16 protein-coding genes are annotated in these 16,434 nt (G+C 66.0%); 5 read left to right on the plus strand and 11 right to left on the minus strand.

All coding sequences use genetic code 11. The annotated features are described in order from the left end of the window. The first annotated feature begins 29 nt into the window (after positions 1–29). Entirely contained in the window at positions 30–806 is a 777-nt protein-coding gene (locus NG698_RS12480; RefSeq protein WP_252602742.1) for an enoyl-CoA hydratase, read from the plus strand. A gap of 73 nt (positions 807–879) precedes the next feature. On the opposite strand, the gene NG698_RS12485 is transcribed toward NG698_RS12480, so the two are convergent. Then, positions 880–1,386, minus strand: coding sequence for a MarR family winged helix-turn-helix transcriptional regulator (locus tag NG698_RS12485; protein ID WP_252602744.1), 507 nt, complete (start codon positions 1,384–1,386; stop codon positions 880–882). A gap of 2 nt (positions 1,387–1,388) precedes the next feature. Beyond that, complete coding sequence (locus NG698_RS12490) at positions 1,389–3,116, minus strand: AMP-binding protein (RefSeq protein WP_252602745.1); 1,728 nt, start codon at positions 3,114–3,116, stop codon at positions 1,389–1,391. A 162-nt stretch (positions 3,117–3,278) separates the two neighbouring features. Between NG698_RS12490 and NG698_RS12495 the strand changes: the two genes are divergently transcribed. Next, positions 3,279–4,412 (plus strand): acyl-CoA dehydrogenase family protein, encoded by a 1,134-nt coding sequence (locus NG698_RS12495; protein WP_252602778.1) that lies wholly within the window; start codon positions 3,279–3,281, stop codon positions 4,410–4,412. A gap of 78 nt (positions 4,413–4,490) precedes the next feature. Here NG698_RS12495 and NG698_RS12500 read toward each other — a convergent pair whose 3' ends face one another. From NG698_RS12500 to NG698_RS12510, 3 genes are all read right to left on the minus strand, one after another. After that, positions 4,491–4,694 carry a cold-shock protein gene (locus NG698_RS12500; RefSeq protein WP_013599688.1) on the minus strand — a complete coding sequence of 68 codons (204 nt, stop codon included), beginning with the start codon at positions 4,692–4,694 and terminating at the stop codon, positions 4,491–4,493. Between the two features lie 170 nt (positions 4,695–4,864). Beyond that, positions 4,865–5,491, minus strand: a complete 627-nt coding sequence (locus NG698_RS12505; protein ID WP_252602747.1) for a response regulator — start codon at positions 5,489–5,491, stop codon at positions 4,865–4,867. Beyond that, positions 5,488–6,750: a sensor histidine kinase gene (locus NG698_RS12510; protein WP_252610061.1), complete on the minus strand. Its 1,263-nt coding sequence runs from the start codon at positions 6,748–6,750 to the stop codon at positions 5,488–5,490. The genes NG698_RS12505 and NG698_RS12510 overlap by 4 nt, the downstream gene beginning before the upstream one ends. A 246-nt stretch (positions 6,751–6,996) precedes the next feature. Between NG698_RS12510 and NG698_RS12515 the strand changes: the two genes are divergently transcribed. Next, entirely contained in the window at positions 6,997–7,581 is a 585-nt protein-coding gene (locus NG698_RS12515) for a GlcG/HbpS family heme-binding protein (protein ID WP_252602752.1), read from the plus strand. Positions 7,582–7,591: 10 nt separating this feature from the next. Then, on the plus strand, positions 7,592–8,338 hold the full coding sequence (locus tag NG698_RS12520) for an ankyrin repeat domain-containing protein (RefSeq protein WP_252610062.1): 747 nt from the start codon (positions 7,592–7,594) through the stop codon (positions 8,336–8,338). A 7-nt stretch (positions 8,339–8,345) separates the two neighbouring features. Here the strand turns inward: NG698_RS12520 and NG698_RS12525 are convergent, their stop codons facing one another. From NG698_RS12525 to NG698_RS12545, 5 genes are all read right to left on the minus strand, one after another. Further along, positions 8,346–9,356, minus strand: a complete 1,011-nt coding sequence (locus tag NG698_RS12525; protein ID WP_252610064.1) for a glycosyltransferase family 4 protein — start codon at positions 9,354–9,356, stop codon at positions 8,346–8,348. A gap of 22 nt (positions 9,357–9,378) precedes the next feature. Further along, complete coding sequence (locus tag NG698_RS12530) at positions 9,379–11,532, minus strand: amylo-alpha-1,6-glucosidase (protein WP_252602761.1); 2,154 nt, start codon at positions 11,530–11,532, stop codon at positions 9,379–9,381. Between the two features lie 244 nt (positions 11,533–11,776). Next, positions 11,777–12,973, minus strand: a complete 1,197-nt coding sequence (locus tag NG698_RS12535) for an acetyl-CoA acetyltransferase (protein ID WP_252602763.1) — start codon at positions 12,971–12,973, stop codon at positions 11,777–11,779. After that, positions 12,970–13,644: a CoA transferase subunit B gene (locus tag NG698_RS12540; RefSeq protein WP_252610066.1), complete on the minus strand. Its 675-nt coding sequence runs from the start codon at positions 13,642–13,644 to the stop codon at positions 12,970–12,972. The genes NG698_RS12535 and NG698_RS12540 overlap by 4 nt, the downstream gene beginning before the upstream one ends. Positions 13,645–13,724: 80 nt before the next feature. Continuing rightward, complete coding sequence (locus tag NG698_RS12545; RefSeq protein WP_252602769.1) at positions 13,725–14,444, minus strand: CoA transferase subunit A; 720 nt, start codon at positions 14,442–14,444, stop codon at positions 13,725–13,727. 199 nt (positions 14,445–14,643) lie between these two features. Here NG698_RS12545 and NG698_RS12550 point away from each other — a divergent pair, with 199 nt between their 5' ends. Then, entirely contained in the window at positions 14,644–15,426 is a 783-nt protein-coding gene (locus tag NG698_RS12550; protein ID WP_248763005.1) for an IclR family transcriptional regulator, read from the plus strand. 126 nt (positions 15,427–15,552) lie between these two features. Here the strand turns inward: NG698_RS12550 and nadE are convergent, their stop codons facing one another. After that, positions 15,553–16,374 (minus strand): NAD(+) synthase, encoded by an 822-nt coding sequence (gene nadE / locus NG698_RS12555; RefSeq protein ID WP_252602126.1) that lies wholly within the window; start codon positions 16,372–16,374, stop codon positions 15,553–15,555. Between the last annotated feature and the right edge of the window lie 60 nt (positions 16,375–16,434).

A 16,434-nucleotide genomic window follows, 5' to 3' on the forward strand; every position in this document is an offset into this window, starting at 1 on the left:
AACACGCGAAAACAGCTGAAAGGTTAGGCATGACGGAGTACACGAACATCCTGGTGGAACAGCGCGGCCGGGTAGGGCTGGTCACGCTTAACCGGCCGGAGGCGCTGAACGCCCTGGACAAAGCCACCATGGACCAGCTCGTGGCAGCCGTCGCCGCCATGGACGCCGACCCCGGCGTCGGTGCGGTGGTGATCACCGGCTCGAGCAAGGCGTTCGCCGCGGGTGCCGACATCAAGGAAATGGCCTCGCAGGGCTACATGGACATGTACGCCGCCGACTGGTTCCGGGGCTGGGAGGACTTCACCCGGCTGCGGATCCCTGTCATCGCGGCCGTGTCCGGCTTCGCGCTGGGCGGCGGCTGCGAGCTGGCCATGATGTGCGATTTCATCATCGCCGGGGACAACGCCAAGTTCGGCCAGCCGGAGATCAACCTCGGCGTGCTGCCGGGCATGGGCGGTTCGCAGCGGCTCACGCGCGCCGTAGGCAAGGCCAAGGCCATGGACATGATCCTCACTGGGCGCTTCATCGGCGCCGGGGAGGCTGAACGCTCGGGACTCGTCTCGCGCGTGGTGCCCGCGGAGAATGTGGTGGAGGAGGCGCTGAAGGCCGCGGAGGCCATCGCGTCCAAGTCCAAGCCCGTGGCCATGCTCGCGAAGGAAGCCGTCAACGCGGCCTTTGAAACGGGACTCGCCCAGGGGGTCCTGTTCGAACGCCGGCTCTTCCACTCGCTCTTCGCCAGCGAGGACCAGAAGGAAGGCATGGCCGCCTTTACGGAAAAACGGCAGCCCGAGTTCACCCACCGCTGACCCCCTCCCCATCGAGTGCTCCGTAGAAGCCCTTTTCAGTGCCCAAAACGGCGGTTACGGAGCAATCGATGGGTCAGTCTGCAAAGTCCCCGGCGTTCCGGCGGAAAGTACCCAGGATGCGGATCAGCTGGTCAACATCGGCCGCGTCGAACCCCGACTGGCCAAACACCTCGGTGTTGAGCACCGCCGTCGCCCGTTTGGCAACGATCCGCCCCTCCGCGGTGAGCTCGATCAGGGTGGTGCGGCCGTCCGTGGGATGCGGCGAACGTGTCACCAGTCCCGAGCCTTCCAAACGGTCGACGGCGTTCGTCACCGAGGTGGGATGGACCTGGAGCAGGGCGCTCGCCTTGTTCATGGGCAGCTCGCCGCTGCGGGCGAAGCTGAGGAGCGCGAGCAGTTCGTAGCGGGCGAAGGTCAGCCCGAACGGCTTCAGGGCGCCCTCGATCCGGGCCAGCAGGATCTGCTGCGTGCGCATGATCGCCGTGATCGCGGCCATGGGAGGGGCGACGTCGGCCCAGCCGTGCTCCTCCCAGTTTCGTTGGGCGTCCGCGATGGGGTCCCGGGGCAGTGGCGCGGCCATCTTCAGCCCTTCAGCCCCGGGAAATCCGCCTCGGAGTACTCCACACCGAAGCCGTCGGGATGAATGCCCCCGCCATGCCGGAGCTCCTCATTGTGCCTCAGCTCCACACGGCGGATTTTGCCCGAGATGGTCTTGGGCAGCGCCGCGAATTCCAGCCGCCGGATCCGTTTGAACGGCGCCAGGTGTTCGCGGCAGTACCGCAGGATGTCCTCGGCCAGCTCCGGCCCCGGCTCCAGCCCGGGCACCAGCACAACATAGGCCTTGGGGACCGAAAGCTTGACCGCATCCGGCGACGGCACCACAGCCGCCTCGGCCACGGCGGGGTGTTCCAGCAGCACGCTCTCCAGTTCGAACGGCGAGAGCCGGTAGTCGGAGGATTTGAAGACGTCGTCGTCGCGGCCCACATAGGTGATGACGCCGTGTTTGTCACGACTGGCCATGTCGCCCGTGTGGTAGTAGCCGCCACGGAACGCCTCGGCGGTCCGTTCCGCGTCCCCGTAGTAACCCTTCATCAGCCCCACCGGCCGGGGGTCCAGGCGGAGGCACAGCTCGCCGTCGTTGGCTTCTTTCCCCGTGTTGGGGTCCACCAGCACTACGTCATAGCCGGGAAGCGGCCGCCCCATGGCGCCGATGGTGACCGGCTGGCTGGGCGTGTTGGCTACCTGGACGGTGGTTTCGGTCTGGCCGAAGCCGTCCCTGATGGTCTGGCCCCACGCGCGCTGGACCTGCTCGATCACTTCGGCGTTCAAAGGCTCGCCCGCGGAGACCACCTTGGTGGGCGGGGTCTTCAGCACTTTCAGGTCCGCCTGGATGAGCATCCGCCAGACTGTGGGCGGGGCGCAGAAGCTGGTGACGCGTTCGCGGTCCATCTGCTCCATCAGGGCACGGGCGTCGAACCGTGCGTAGTTGTAGACAAATACGCACGCCTCCGCGATCCACGGGGCGAAGAAATTGGACCACGCGTGTTTGCCCCAGCCCGGCGATGCCACATTCAGGTGCACGTCACCAGGTTCCAGGCCAATCCAGTACATCGTGGAGAGGTGCCCCACTGGGTACGAGGTGTGGGTGTGCTCCACCAGCTTGGCCTTCGACGTGGTTCCGGACGTGAAATACAGCAGCAGCGTCTCGTCCGCCTGGGTGGGGGCGTCAGCCGTGAACGTGACTGCCGCCGTCGTCGAATCCGTGTACTGGAGGGCACCGGGGGTGCCGGCTGAACCGCCGCCGGCGCCGATTTCGATCAGGCGGTAATCGCCGGGAACGCCGGCAAATTTGCCGATGTTGGAACGTCCGACGGCGGCCCAGCCCGCCTCGCCGCGCTCCACGCGTTCGGCCAGGTCCTCCGGACCCATCAGGGTGGTGGTGGGGATCAGGACAATGCCCAGCTTGATGCCGGCCAGCATCAGCTCCCAGAGCTCCACCTGGTTGCCCAGCATGATGATCATCCGGTCCCCGCGGCGCATGCCCTGGCTTCTCAGCCAGGTGGCCACCTGGTTGGAACGGGCGGCCAGGTCCGCGAAGCTCCGGCGGGTGGCCGAACCGTCCTGCTCCACGATGACCAGGGCCGGATTGTTGGCCTTCTCAGGATCTGCGGCGATCTGATCGAACCAGTCGAGGGCAAAATTGAACTCCGTGAACCGCGGCCACACGAACTCGCGCCTGGCCTGGTGGTAGTCGGAATGCAGGGTCAGCAGGCGGTCGCGTGCCGCGCGGAAGTCATCGGTGACTGACAAGGGGACACCTTTCGTCCAGTGATGCGCATCACTAAGAATCCATCCCTGTGCAATATACTAGGACATCCAAGGGTTTGGAAGACCGAAGGGATATGAAGCGTGCAGCCACAAGGACGTGAGCGTGTTGTGACCGGAGCCCCGCCCTTCCCAGAGGCGGACCTGATGCACATCGTGGACCTCCTGCCCGCGGCGGAACGTGCGCGCTACCTGGAGATCCGGGCGTTCCTGCAGTCCACGGTGCGGCAGGCATCCATTGACTACTGGAACCGCGAGGAATTCCCGTTCGGGCTACTGGCGGAGATGGGCAAGCACGGGCTTGGCACGTTGCAGACGGACGGCACGTCCAAGCTCTTCAAAGGCCTGATGTACGTCGAGGTGGCCAGGGCGGACGTTTCGCTGTCGGCCCTGGTGGGGATCCACAACGAACTGATCGTGGGAATGATCGACGCCCTCGGTTCGGAGGAACAGAAGCAGCGGTGGCTGCCTGGCCTGAGGAACTTTACCCAGCTGGGCGCCTTCGCCCTGACCGAGCCGGAGCACGGCTCGGATATCGCCGGCGGGCTGGAAACCTCCGCGCGGCTGGAGGGCGGCGAGTGGGTGATCAACGGCGCGAAGCGCTGGATCGGCTCCGGGACCATCGCGGACTTCGCGCTGGTGTGGGCGCGTGACGCAGCGGACGGGCACATCAAGGGCTTCATTGTGGAGACGGACCGCGCTGGCTACCGGGCAACCAAGATTGCCAACAAGATCGGCCTGCGGATCATGCAGAACGCGGACATTGTGCTGGACAACGTCAGGATTCCGGCGTCCAACATGTTGCCGGGCGCCACGGACTTCTCCAAAGCCAACGACCTCCTGCGGGATTCGCGCGCCTGGGTTGGCTGGCAGGGTGCCGGGATCCAGCTGGCCGCGTTCGACGTCGCCCGTTCCTACTCCCTGGAACGCAGGCAATTCGGCAAGGAACTGGCATGCTTCCAGCTGGTCCAGCAGCAACTGGCGGAGATCCTGGGCAACGCCTCCGCGTCACTGGCATTGATGGCCCAGCTCGCCCGGATCCAGACGGACGGCAAGCTGGAGATGGCGCAGGCGGCCATGGCAAAGTCCACGTGCACCCGGCTGGCCCGCGCGTCGGTGGCGATGGGACGGTCGCTGCTGGGCGGCAACGGGATCAGCTCGGACTTTGAAATGGGCAAGCTGTTTGGTGATGCCGAAATCCTCTATACCTATGAGGGCAGCTACGAAATCAATTCGCTGATTGTTGGCCGGGCCGTTACCGGAAAATCGGCCTTCGTCTAGCAATTCACGGGAAAAGAACTTAAGAAAAAACTGCCCTGGCCATGCTTTGCAGCACGGTCAGGGCAGTTGATCAGAACCTTAGAGCGGGCGAATATTCTCTGCCTGCGGGCCCTTGGGACCCTGGGTCACATCGAATTCGACTTTCTGGTTCTCATCCAGCGAGCGGTAGCCGCTGCTGGCGATTGCGGAATAGTGCGCGAAAACATCGGCGGATCCGTCGTCCGGAGCGATGAAACCAAAGCCCTTTTCAGCGTTGAACCATTTAACTGTGCCTGTTGCCATTGCTAACTTCCTTTGTAACCCTTTTCTGGTCCTGCTCGGACGGCAGGCAGACGCGGAGTCTGTAGTCCGCTGTCTCAAACCTAGGGGCTGCGCGGTGGGCGTGCAATAGCTGCAGTCATCAAGTGTCACCGCTGTTACAGAAGTGGTACGCGGGAATTGACCACTGCGGGCTAGCGCATGCCCTCCCGGCGGATGGCCGTGGCGATCGCCGCGGAGCGGGTCTCCACACCGAGCTTGGCGTAGATATGCGCCAGATGGGTCTTGACGGTGGCCTCGGAGATGAAGAGCCGCTGGCCCAGTTCCCGGTTGCTGAGCCCCTCGGTCAGGAGGCTCAGCAGCTCCGCCTCCCGGGGCGTCAGGACCTCGTCGGGATTGCGCAGCTGCTGGAAGAGCCGGGAGGCCACGGGGGCGCTCATGACGCTCTTCCCTTGCACGGCACCGCGGATGGCGGCGAAGATTTCGTCCGGGGCGGCGTCCTTGAGGAGGTAGCCCATGGCGCCGGCGTCCACCGCCCGGACGATGTCCGCGTCGGAATCGTATGTGGTGAACACCAGGATGGCCTGCCGGCTGTTGCGCTGCCGCAGCTGCCTGATGGCCTCGATCCCGTCCATTCCGGCGCCCATGGCCAGATCCATCACCACCACGGCAGGGGAGTGGTGTTCCACCAGCCCCAGCGCTTCCTCGCCGGAGGCGGCCTCGGCCACCACGTCAAAGTCAGGCTGCGTACCCAGCAGTGCCTTGAGTCCGCTCCGGACCACCAGGTGGTCGTCCACCAGGAGGACAGTGATGGTAGTCATGCGTCCTCCGGTGTCATCTGCTGGCCAGGTGGCGCTGACTGCACCCGGGCCGGCACCTGTGCGGCCACGATGGTCCCTTCGCCGGGGGAACTTTCCACCGAGAATACCCCGCCCAGCTGCTCAACCCGCTGGCGCATTGCCCGCAGCCCGTAGCCTCCGGCGTCCGACGGCGGTGCTGCCGCCGACGGGTCAAAGCCCGTCCCGTCGTCGTAGATGTCAAGGGTGACCGAGTCAGGAAGGAACCCCAGCGTCAGGGTTGTGGTGGCGGCGTTTGCGTGCTGCTGGATGTTAGCGGCCGCGCTCTGGACCACCCGCAGCAGGGTGTGCCGGACTTCCGCAGGGACCTCCCTCGGTTCGCCGGTGACCAGGAGCCGGGCGTGCGGGACGTACTGGGCGGCCGCCTGGTGCAGGGCTTCGGGAAGCGGCGATGCGTCGAGGCCCGGGGAGGCGAGCTCGTGGACCAGATTGCGCGTCTCGGAGAGATTCCGGCGCAGCAGTTCCGTAGCCTGGTTGAGCTCCTGGCGCGATGCCTGGCCTGGCCACGAACGGTCAGCGGCCTCCAGGAGCAGCAGGCTGCTGGCCAGGCCCTGCGTCACGGTGTCGTGGATCTCTCGCGATACGCGCTCGCGTTCGGCGATGGTGCCGGCCAGGCGCTCGCTGGCCGCCAGCTGCCCGTGTGCCAGCGATACCTCCGCATGGAGACGGCGCTGCTCCGCGGCGTCGTGCTCGATCCGGTCATTGATCAGCGTAAGCATCACGCCGACGGCGAGCGGCCCCAGCAGCATCGCGAGGTCCGTCCCGTCGCTGAGCCGGAACAGCCCGACGGCGGTGGCGGCCGCCGTCGCGCCTGCCGCCACGTAACCCACGGCGCCCTTAAAGGCCGTCCGGCACAGGAAGAGGATCGCAAAGGAACACCAAGCGAAGCTGGGTGCGGCGATAACCAGCGCTGCCCAGACGGCCACAAACACGAGCATCCAGACCGCCCATGGGCGTCTCTGCCGGGCCAATACGGCGATGACGGCATACAGGGCGCACACCGCTCCTGCCAGGCCGAGGACCAGCAGGTTGTCCTGCAGGCTGTGCCGCATAGCATAGCGGACGGCCGAAGCGACGAGCAGGACAGCGAAGCCAAGGTGGACGGCGGTGTCGATCCGGCCGAACCGGCCAGGGGCGGCGGCCGGTCCAACAGGCAGGGCGCGTCCGGTGGTCAGCGAAGATCCGTCGGTCAGGGTTTTACGGGGAGTGGCTGGGGAGGGCATGGGGTCCGGTTCAGGTCAGGGGCGTTCCTATCCCATGCTATTGCCCGCGCCGTTGCTGGTCTCTCCGCCTTTTGGCTGATGCTGCTGGCCATCCGGGGGAGCGGGGCGCAGCCAAAGGCCCGATGTTTGTTCCGGCGGGGCCGGACAGGATGGATGGAGCCGATGCCCGTTCCAATGGATTCCGCCAGCGTGAGTCCAGCAACGTGCGTCCATCAACGTGAGTCCATCAACCCAAGGAGAAACACCGTGAAGAAGTCCAACAAGATTGCCGCCGCCGCTGCTGCCGCAGGAGCTTTGCTGCTGACGGGAGGGCTAACCGCTGCAGCCAACGCCGGGACCAGCCAGGCGGCGGCTCCCGCCGCGGTACCCGCCGTCGATATCCCGCAGGCGCCGCAGACCGTGGTGGCGCAGAACCGCATCACCGCGGGTGCCTCGGCCGATGCGGTCCGGGCAGCCCTTGCGAAATGCCAAGCTGACAAGCTGCCGTTCGTCACGGTGGCCCTGGTGGACAGGTTCGGCACCGTCCAGGCGCTCCTGCGCGGGGACAACGCCGCCGAGCACACGATCGAAGCAGCCCAGCAGAAGGCCTACACCGCGGCCGCTTTCGGCGCACCGACGAGCGAGCTGGCCAAGCGCGTCAACGGCAACGGGCCCAGCATCGCGGACCTCCCCGGCACCCTGTTCCTGCCCGGCGGCGTCCCGCTCAAGGTCAATGGTGTGTCCGTGGCAGGCATCGGCGTGGGCGGTGCCCCCGACGGCAACCTGGACGAAGCCTGCGCCACCGCCGGCGCCGAGGCCATCGCCGCTGCAGCTGCCGGCTCAGGCAAGTAGGCTCGGCTCCATGAGGCGGTTCAGGACCTGGCGCCGGGCACGCAGGGCGGCGGCAATTCTCTTTCTGGCGGGTGGTGTATCAGTTTGCCTGGCCGCCTGCCAGACGGGTCCCGGCGAGCCGCAACGGCAGGATTCGCCGCCGTCGTCCGTCCTGGGCAGCCCCGGCAGCCAGCCCCCGTCCGGACCGTCGACTTCGCCGGGTACGTCCCCGCCTGCTTCCACCGCAACGGCAGCCACCAAACCACCAGCCCTGTCCGCCGAGGCCCAGACCCGGCTCGACCAGGAGCTTATCGCCGCCGCGAAGGCCAACAATGTGGCGCTGGCTGGTGAGCTGATCGGCCGCGGCGCCAACGTGAACGCCAAGGACGCCATCAAGGACTCGGCCTTCCTCTACGCCGGGGCAGAGGGCTTCAACGAGATCCTGCAGCTGACGCTCGCGAACGGAGCAGATGTTGCCAGCACCAACCGTTTCGGCGGCACAGCGTTGATTCCCGCGAGTGAACACGGCCACGTGGAAACGGTCCGGATCCTTATTGCCGCCGGAGTTCCCGTGAACCATGTCAACGACCTGGGCTGCACCGCCATGCAGGAAGCCATCCTGCTGAACAACGGCGGGCCACGGCAGCAAGACGTACACCGGCAGCTGCTGGCTGCCGGTGCGGACCCGGGCATACGCGATCCTCAAGGCCGGACGCCGTTGGAGAATGCGGAGCGGCTGGGCTTCGGCGAGATCGCTGCCCTGATCCGTGCCCGCTGACACAGGGCTAAAGCACGTCCTCGAACAACTCCACATATTTCCGCGTCATCGCCTCCGCGCTGAATCTGGTTTCGACGGCGGACCGGCAGTCATGCCGGTCCAGGCCGGACGCACGCTGCAGGCAGCTGGCCAGTGCATCGGTACTCGCGGCGAGGAAACCGGTGACTCCGTGCTCGATGATTTCCGGTGCGGAGCCCCTCGGAGTGGCCACAACGGGGGTGCCGGCGGCCAGCGCCTCGATCATGACCATTCCAAAGGGTTCGTCCCACTGCACAGGGTTGAGCAGCGCGACGGCATTGCCCAGCAGGGCGAACTTTCCGTCTGCGTCCAGTTCTCCGAGGAACTCTTCATCAGGCCCGAGCAAGGGAGCGACCACGGAGCGGAAATAATCCACTTCCGCCGGGTCGCTCATTTTTGCGGCGATCTTGAGCTGAATTCCCGCTCTGCGGGCCACCGCGATGGCCTCAGCGATGCCTTTGCACGGCGCCATTCGGCCCAGAAAACACGCGTAGCCACCAGCTCCGGCACCGGGTGGAACAGTTGCGGGATCGATGCCGTGGTGGATGACCCGTCGGATTCTCACATCCGGGGCGCTGTTGGCCTGGTGCTGCGAGATGGCCACCAGTGACACGTCCCGGCTGAAGGCTTCATATACCCGGCACAGCTCCGGCCGCATGTCCGAATGAATGGTGCTGACCACTGGAATCCCGGGTGGGCGGTGCCGGTACAACGGTCCCGCCAGGGTGTGGTCATGGATGATATCGACGTCGTCCAGTCCGGCGTAGGCCCTGATCACGTGCGGCAACTCAGAGCTCGTTCTGCCCATGGCGGCACGCTCCGCCGGAGCGAAGCCGCCGATTCGTTCCACCGGGCAGGTGCTGTCGGCCGCCGCGGCAAGCACAACGCTGTGCCCGGCCGCCGCCAGCGAGGTGGCCAGCGCATGGATCATCGCCTCCGTTCCGCCGTAGCCTAGGGGCGGGACGGGGAGCCATGGTGGAGCTATCAGTCCTATCCGCAAGATGCGCGCTCCTGTTCGGGGTTTAGCCCGTCTTGTCCAGCTTCTCGGCGAGCTCAACCAGATCGGCAAGGGGGGGACGTGTCCCGCGGTGGAACGTCATCCCCGGCGGGAGCCCCTCGATCGTGGCCTGGCTGCCGGTCACGTCGATGGTGATCCGGCCATCGCCTATGGGGCAGTTGGTGATGTGGACCCGGCCCCAGGACTCCGGCAGCACAGGGTCCATCCACATACCGTTCATGGAGACGTGGGGGTCATACCGCAGCAGTGTGCGCAGCAGATGCACCGGGGTGGTGGCAGCCCAGGCCTGGGGCGAGCAAGCCGTCGGGTAAGGCACCGGTTCCGGGAAATCAGCGCGGTCAAATCCGCAGAACAATTCAGGCAAGCGGTGGTCCGTAAAATCCGCCGCCTCAATAAGTCCGCGGGCAACCCGCTGGGCCTCGTCCACAAATCCGTACCTCATCAGGCCCGTAGCAATCATCGCGTTGTCATGCGGCCACACGGATCCGTTGTGGTAGCTCGCCGGGTTGTAGGCACCCATGTCCGTGGCCAGGGTGCGGATCCCCCAGCCGCTGAACATTTCCGGCGACATCAGGCGGGCAGCCACCAGCGGCGCCTTGTCGGCGTCGATAATCCCGTTCCACAAGCAGTGCCCCATGTTGGAGGCACAGGCATCCACGGGTCTCTTGTCCCGGTCCAGGGCGATGGCGTAGTAGCCACGGTCCGGCAGCCAGAACTGTTCGTTGAACTGCTTTTTAAGCCGCGCCGCGCGTTCCCGCAACTCCCGCGCCAAAGCCAGGTCTCCGGCGTCGTACGCCATCCACGCCCGGGCGATGTAGGCGCCGTACACGTAACCCTGCACTTCGCAGAGGGCGATCGGCGGCTCTGCCATGCGGCCGTCCGCGAAATTTATGCCGTCCCAGGAATCCTTCCATCCCTGGTTGATCAGCCCCTGGTTGTTGAGCCGCTGATATTCCACAAAGCCGTCGCCGTCGCTGTCCCCGTAATCCCTGATCCATTCCAGCGCCCTGTCAGCGTTGGGCAGCAGTGCGGCCACCTGGTCCGCGGCGAGCCCCCAGCGGCTGACTTCGCCGAGCAGCGTGACGAACAACGGCGTGGCATCGGCCGTGCCGTAATAGGCGGACTTGCCGCCCAGTGCCAGGCCCGTGCTGACGCCCAGCCGGACCTCATGGAGGATCCGGCCGGGCTGCTCTTCGGTCAGCGCGTCCACCGCGTTGCCCTGCCTTTCGGCCAGCGTCTGCAAGGTGTCCAAGGCCAGCGACGGGTCCACAGGCAGCGCCATATAGGACGAGAGAAGCGAATCGCGGCCGAAGAGGGCCATGAACCATGGAGCACCCGCTGCGACGACGGTCCGGTCCGGATGCAGCGGGTCCTCGATCTGGAGGGCGCCGATGTCATCATGGCTGCGCTGCAGGGTGCGGGCAATCGACACGTTGCTGACGTACATCGCGGGGATCTTCCGGATCCACTCCTGGCGCCGTATTTCCGCAGGCGAGGTGCCGGTTGCCTGGCGCTGGAAGGGCGCGGGCGTTTCGGCTGTGTCCAGTAGCGGCGACACCGTCACCCTTGTGCGCCACTGGCCGTGCGGCGGCACCACGGTGCGGTAGCCCAGGCCTTCGTGGCTAAAAGTCGCGTCGGGAGCCTGGAGTACAACCCCCTTGTGTATTCCCCGCCAGACGCCTTTGATGGTGAGGGAGTCGCCTTCCGGGTGCCGGGACTGGTCCCAGTATCGGATGATCCGGGCGTCTTTCACCTCAAAGAGGTCCGCGAAGTCCGCGTCCATCGCCAGCTCCAGCACGCACACGGCAGGCTCGCGGGAATGGTTCCGGACGGTGATCTCTTCCTGGATGCCCGCGCCCACCTCGCGGTTTCGTTCCACGATCAAAGGGCTGTCCGCATGGCCGGCTGACCGGCCCGGACGACCTATGAAGACGGCCCGGTACGGTTCGAGGGCACGGGCGGCCAGCGGCTCCAAAGTCACATCATTGACCGTCAGTCTCCAGCGGGAGACGATGCGGGTGTCCTCATGGAACACGCCATGGGGGCGGTCGGAGTACATGTCGCCGGCAAGACCGGAAATGCAGAAGTTCGAGCCATCCACGAGTGTCACCGTGGCCCCCAGAGGGCCAGCCGCGGTGTCAGCATTCCATCCAGCCATCCCTGGCTCCTTTGACGCTCATCCTGTAAGCAACGCTGCGGGGCCCGTTCCTGTGGATCCCGCGGTGGATCAGAAGGGCTGCCGCCGCGGATCAATCAGTCGTGGGATCTTCGTCCTCGTCGGCTCCAACGGAGCCTGATGGGCAACAAATCTGTGATGGCCGACCTCCATCAGGAGCACGTTGGTTCTATGACCCTACGCTTGTGGTTCTGTGGACGCTAGGTGCGGAACCCACCACGTATCCCTAGACCGCTTCGAGGACGCTGACGTAGTTGGCAATGCCTACACCGCCCATGTTCTGGACGGCGGCGCGGCGAGGGCTGGCGAGCTGCATGTCGCCAGCCGTCCCGGTGAGCTGCATGGCGGCGATGACGTGCTGGGATACGCCGGTTGCACCCACGGGGTGGCCCTTGGCCTTGAGTCCGCCGGAGACGTTGATGGGCAGCTTCCCGTCCTTGAAGACCCAGCCTTCCTGCACAGCGCGGGCGCCCTGGCCGGGTTCGGTCAGTCCCATGGCCTCGTACATCAGCAGTTCGGCGATGGTGAAGCAGTCGTGGACTTCGGCGAAGTCCAGGTCTTCAAGCCCGACGCCGGCCATCCCCAGCGCGCGCTGCCAGGACATGCGCGTGGCGGCGAAAGCCGTAGGATCCCGGCGTTCAGCCGGGAAGAAGTCGTTCGCCTGGCCGAAGCCGGCGAGCCGCACCAGCGCTGTGGCCCCGCCGGTTGGCGACGTGCTGAGCACAACGGCAGCGGCGCCGTCGGACACGGGGGAGCAGTCGGTGCGGCGCAGCGGATCGGCCACCATGGGGTTCTTGTCCGAGACGGTGCGGCAGAACTCCTCGCCGAGGTCCTTGCGGAGCTGGGCATAGGGGTTGTCGACGCCGTTGCGGTGGTTCTTGGCCGCGATGGAGCCCAGCACGTCGCCCAGCTGTCCGTCGCCGCGACCGTAGCGCTTTTCGTAGTGCTTGGCGACGTCCGCGAACAGGCCCGTAAAGCCGGTGGTGGACGTCTGGCCGGCCATGTCGTAGTCGGCGCCCAGCAGGGCGGCCCCCACAACGTCGGCGCCGGCGTGGGTCATCTTCTCGGCGCCGATCACCAGCACGGTCTTCGCCGTCCCGGCAAGCAGCGACTTGGTGCCCTGCTGGAACGCGGCCGACCCGGAGGCGCAGGCGTTCTCCACACGCGTGGCGGCGACGTTGGCCAGCTGGTCCGAGACCTGCAATGCCAGCGAGGACGGGAACGCCAGCGGCATCATGCCGGAGTTGAACTGGCCCAGGTAGATCTCATCGATCTGGCCGGGCTCGATCCCGGCGTTGCTGATTGCCTCGGTGGCCACCTGGACGATCAGGGACTCAAGGGTCTCGTCCGTGAGCTTGCCGAACCGGCTGTGGCCCCAGCCGGTGAGCAGGACATCCTTGCCGAACTGTTCCTTGAGGCTCATGCCTCTACTCCCGCAGTTTCAAGCTCGACGTCGAATGCGGCTTCGGTCTTTTCGCGGATTTCCTCCACTGTGACCCCCGGCGCAAGGCGGGTCAGCGTGAGCTGCCGCCCGCCGTCGTCGTCCGATTTCACGATGTCGAAAACGGCGAGATCGCTGATGATCCGGTCCACGCAACGCAGGCCGGTGAGCGGCAGGGTGCACTCGGTGACGATCTTGGCCGTGCCGTCCTTGGCGTTGTGCTCGGTCAGGACCACCACGCGCGGCGTGCCGGCCACGAGGTCCATGGCGCCGCCCATGCCCTTGACCATTTTGCCGGGGATGGTCCAGTTGGCGAGGTCGCCGTTGCCGGAGACCTGCATGGCGCCCAGGATGGCCACCTTGACGTGGCCGCCGCGGATCATGCCGAACGATGTGGCGGAGTCGAAGATGCTGCCGCCGGGCAGGACCGTGACGGTCTGCTTGCCGGCGTTGATGAGGTCGGCGTCTTCGTCGCCCTCATAGGGGAACGGGCCCATGCCGAGCAGGCCGTTTTCGCTCTGCAGGACCACGCGGACGCCGTCGGGCAGGTTGTTGGCCACCAGCGTGGGGATGCCGATGCCCAGGTTCACGTAGTCGCCGTCGTTCAGTTCCTCGGCCGCGATGGCAGCCATTTCATCCCTGGTCCAGGCCATGGGGTTCTCCTTGGGGTTAAAAGTTTGCGGGGCCTTAAGCGTTCGTTCGCGCTATGGCGCGGGGGCGGGTCGGGTGGCGTTCAGGCGGGCACTGTTGCCGCTTCCCGGGGGCGGACGGTGCGCTGTTCGATGTCCTTCACCCGGCCGCTCGCCTGGACCAGGTGCTGGACGTACACGCCCGGGGTGATGATGTGGTTGGGATCCAGTGCGCCCGGCTCGACAATGACTTCGGCTTCGGCCATCGTCACCAGGCCGGCGGTGGCCACCACGGGGTTGAAGTTCCGGGCCGTGTAACGGTAGATCAGGTTCCCGTCCGTGTCCGCGGTGTGCGCGTGGACCAGTGCGACGTCGGCGCGGATGGCGCGCTCCTGGACGTACGTTTCGCCGTCGAACTCTGCGAGCGGTTTGCCTTCGGCAACCAGCGTTCCCACGCCGGTCTTGGTGTAGAAGGCGGGGATGCCGGCGCCGCCGGCGCGGAGGCGCTCGGCCAGGGTGCCCTGCGGGGTGAACTCCACCTCGAGCAGGCCCGCGAGGTACTGCTCGGCGAAGAGTTTGTTCTCGCCGACATAGGAGGCGATGACCTTGCGGACCTGGCCGGCTTCGATCAGGACGCCCAGGCCTTTCCCATCCACGCCCATGTTGTTGGACACCACGGTCAGGTCGCGGACGCCGGAATCGCGCACGGCCTCGATGAGGTCCGCCGGGATGCCGCTCAGGCCGAAGCCGCCGACGGCGAGCGTCATGCCGTCCTGGAGCACTTCCGCCAGGGTTGCGGCGGCGTTGGATTTCAGTTTGGACATTCCGTCTCCTCATCATCGAGCGTGCAGAGCCATTCAAGTCCTCCACGTTGTGGACACTGGGCCTGAAGAAGGAGCCTAGGGTGCTCAAGGAAGTTGGTCAACGGCGTAATTCTGCCCGCAAGGCAGATATTTCACAGCGTGGACGCTAGGCTTTGAGGTGTCCACATTGTGGAGGATTTCTTGAGAGTTGGTGATCCGAATGAAGAATCCAGTCCAAGGGGCGCAGGTGGTGGGCCGCGTCGCATCACTGCTCCGGCTTGTCGGCCGGAAGCCGGAGGGCAGCTCGATTGCCGGGCTGGTCCGGGAGTCCGGGCTGACCCGCCCCACCGTCCACCGGCTCCTGGCCTCCCTTGCCGCGGAGGGCCTCCTGGACCACGATGCCCGCAGCGGAAACTGGATCCTGGGCCCTGAGATTTTCCTGCTGGGATCAGTGGCGGCGGCCCGCTTCCCGTTTGAGGACCTGGCGCGGCCAAGCCTGCGCCGGCTGGCGGAGGAGACCGGCGAGAGCGCGTTCTATTCCATCCGCAGGGGCCAGGAGACGGTCTGCGTGCTGCGGGAAGAGGGCAGCTTCCCGGTACGCTCCTTCGTGCTGCACGAGGGAGTCCGTTTTCCACTGGGTGTGGCCTCGGCCGGGACCGCCATCATGGCGTTCCTCCCGGACGAGGAACAGGAAGCCATCCTGTCCGGCTGGGACCAGCACGCCGGCAGTTTCGCGGCAGGCCACAGCATGGACGTGGTGCGCAGGAATCTGGAACGGACCCGGCTGCATGGATTCGCAGTGAATCCCGGCCTCGTGCTGGAAGGCAGCTGGGGAATGGGGACGGCCGTGTTCGACCAGCTGGGCAGGCCCGTGGGCGCGCTTTCACTCACCGGCATCGAACCCCGGTTCCGGCCGGAACGGCAGGAGTTCCTCGGCAAACTGCTGATGGAGGAAGCCCACCGGATCAGCACCACACTGAGTTCAACACTGACCGGCCGCTGAATCCACGGTCGTCGCCGCTGAGTTTCCCCGGCTTAGGGAAGGAACGACGACGGCGCGCCGCGTTTTCGGGGCGACGCGCCGCCGTCGTGCCCCAAAAGTGGGGAATTCCAGCGTTGTGTGGAGCGCTTACTTCCACCACGTATCGAAGATGGTGACCGGCACGGTGCGCTTGTGGCGTGTGCGGAGGTACTTCTGTTCGATCAGCTCGGCCGCCGCTTCGGGGATCTCCCGGCCTTCGAGGTAATCATCGATCTGGTCGTACTTGATTCCCAGTTCGTCCTCGTCGGTGCGTCCGGGCCTGCCGTCCAGGAGGTCGGCGGTGGGTACTTTTTCCCAGACACGGGCAGGGGCGCCCAGTTCGGCCAGCAGTTCGCGGTTCTGGCGTTTGTTGAGGCCGAACAGGGGCAGGATGTCCGCGCCGCCGTCGCCGAATTTAGTGAAGAACCCGGTGACGGACTCTGCGCCGTGGTCGGTGCCGATCACCAGGTAGTTGTGCTCCCCGGCCAGCGCGTACTGCGCGATCATCCGCGTGCGGGCCTTGGTGTTGCCCTTGTGGAAATCGGAAATCCCGTTGCCCACCGTCTTCTCGAATTCGTTCTCGAAGCCATCCACGGCGGCGGAGATGTTGAAGGTCCATTCCGTCTTGGCCTGGATGAAGTCCAGGGCGGCCTGGGCGTCGTCCTCGTCGTGCTGGACGCCGTACGGAAGGCGGACCGCCACGAAGTTGGCCTCCACGCCTTCGGCATCAAGCTCCTCCACGGCCAGCTGGGCCAGTCTGCCGGCGAGGGAGGAGTCCAGCCCGCCCGAGATGCCCAGGACAAAGCCCTTGGTGTGGGTTGCCCGGAGGTAATCCTTCAGGAAATCCACCCGCTTGCGCACCTCCCCGAGGGGGTCGATCCGGGGCTGCACGCCCATTTCTTCGATGATGGTGGCTTGGAGTTCGCGCATGTGATCCAGCCTAGTCAGCGCTGTCAACAACGCTCAATTGTGTCCACCCGAACCACCCAC

It is taken from the genome of Pseudarthrobacter raffinosi, from assembly GCF_023913735.1.
Classification (GTDB): domain Bacteria; phylum Actinomycetota; class Actinomycetes; order Actinomycetales; family Micrococcaceae; genus Arthrobacter; species Arthrobacter raffinosi.

Bases quoted from the DNA above. Each gene is read 5' to 3' on its own strand.
- NG698_RS12480 (WP_252602742.1), top strand. From the start codon at position 30: ATGACGGAGTACACGAACATCCTGGTGGAACAGCGCGGCCGGGTAGGG.
- NG698_RS12485 (WP_252602744.1), bottom strand. From the start codon at position 1,386: ATGGCCGCGCCACTGCCCCGGGACCCCATCGCGGACGCCCAACGAAAC.
- NG698_RS12495 (WP_252602778.1), top strand. From the start codon at position 3,279: ATGCACATCGTGGACCTCCTGCCCGCGGCGGAACGTGCGCGCTACCTG.
- NG698_RS12500 (WP_013599688.1), bottom strand. From the start codon at position 4,694: ATGGCAACAGGCACAGTTAAATGGTTCAACGCTGAAAAGGGCTTTGGT.
- NG698_RS12505 (WP_252602747.1), bottom strand. From the start codon at position 5,491: ATGACTACCATCACTGTCCTCCTGGTGGACGACCACCTGGTGGTCCGG.
- NG698_RS12510 (WP_252610061.1), bottom strand. From the start codon at position 6,750: ATGCCCTCCCCAGCCACTCCCCGTAAAACCCTGACCGACGGATCTTCG.
- NG698_RS12520 (WP_252610062.1), top strand. From the start codon at position 7,592: ATGAGGCGGTTCAGGACCTGGCGCCGGGCACGCAGGGCGGCGGCAATT.
- NG698_RS12530 (WP_252602761.1), bottom strand. From the start codon at position 11,532: ATGGCTGGATGGAATGCTGACACCGCGGCTGGCCCTCTGGGGGCCACG.
- NG698_RS12535 (WP_252602763.1), bottom strand. From the start codon at position 12,973: ATGAGCCTCAAGGAACAGTTCGGCAAGGATGTCCTGCTCACCGGCTGG.
- NG698_RS12540 (WP_252610066.1), bottom strand. From the start codon at position 13,644: ATGGCCTGGACCAGGGATGAAATGGCTGCCATCGCGGCCGAGGAACTG.
- NG698_RS12545 (WP_252602769.1), bottom strand. From the start codon at position 14,444: ATGTCCAAACTGAAATCCAACGCCGCCGCAACCCTGGCGGAAGTGCTC.
- NG698_RS12550 (WP_248763005.1), top strand. From the start codon at position 14,644: ATGAAGAATCCAGTCCAAGGGGCGCAGGTGGTGGGCCGCGTCGCATCA.
- nadE (WP_252602126.1), bottom strand. From the start codon at position 16,374: ATGCGCGAACTCCAAGCCACCATCATCGAAGAAATGGGCGTGCAGCCC.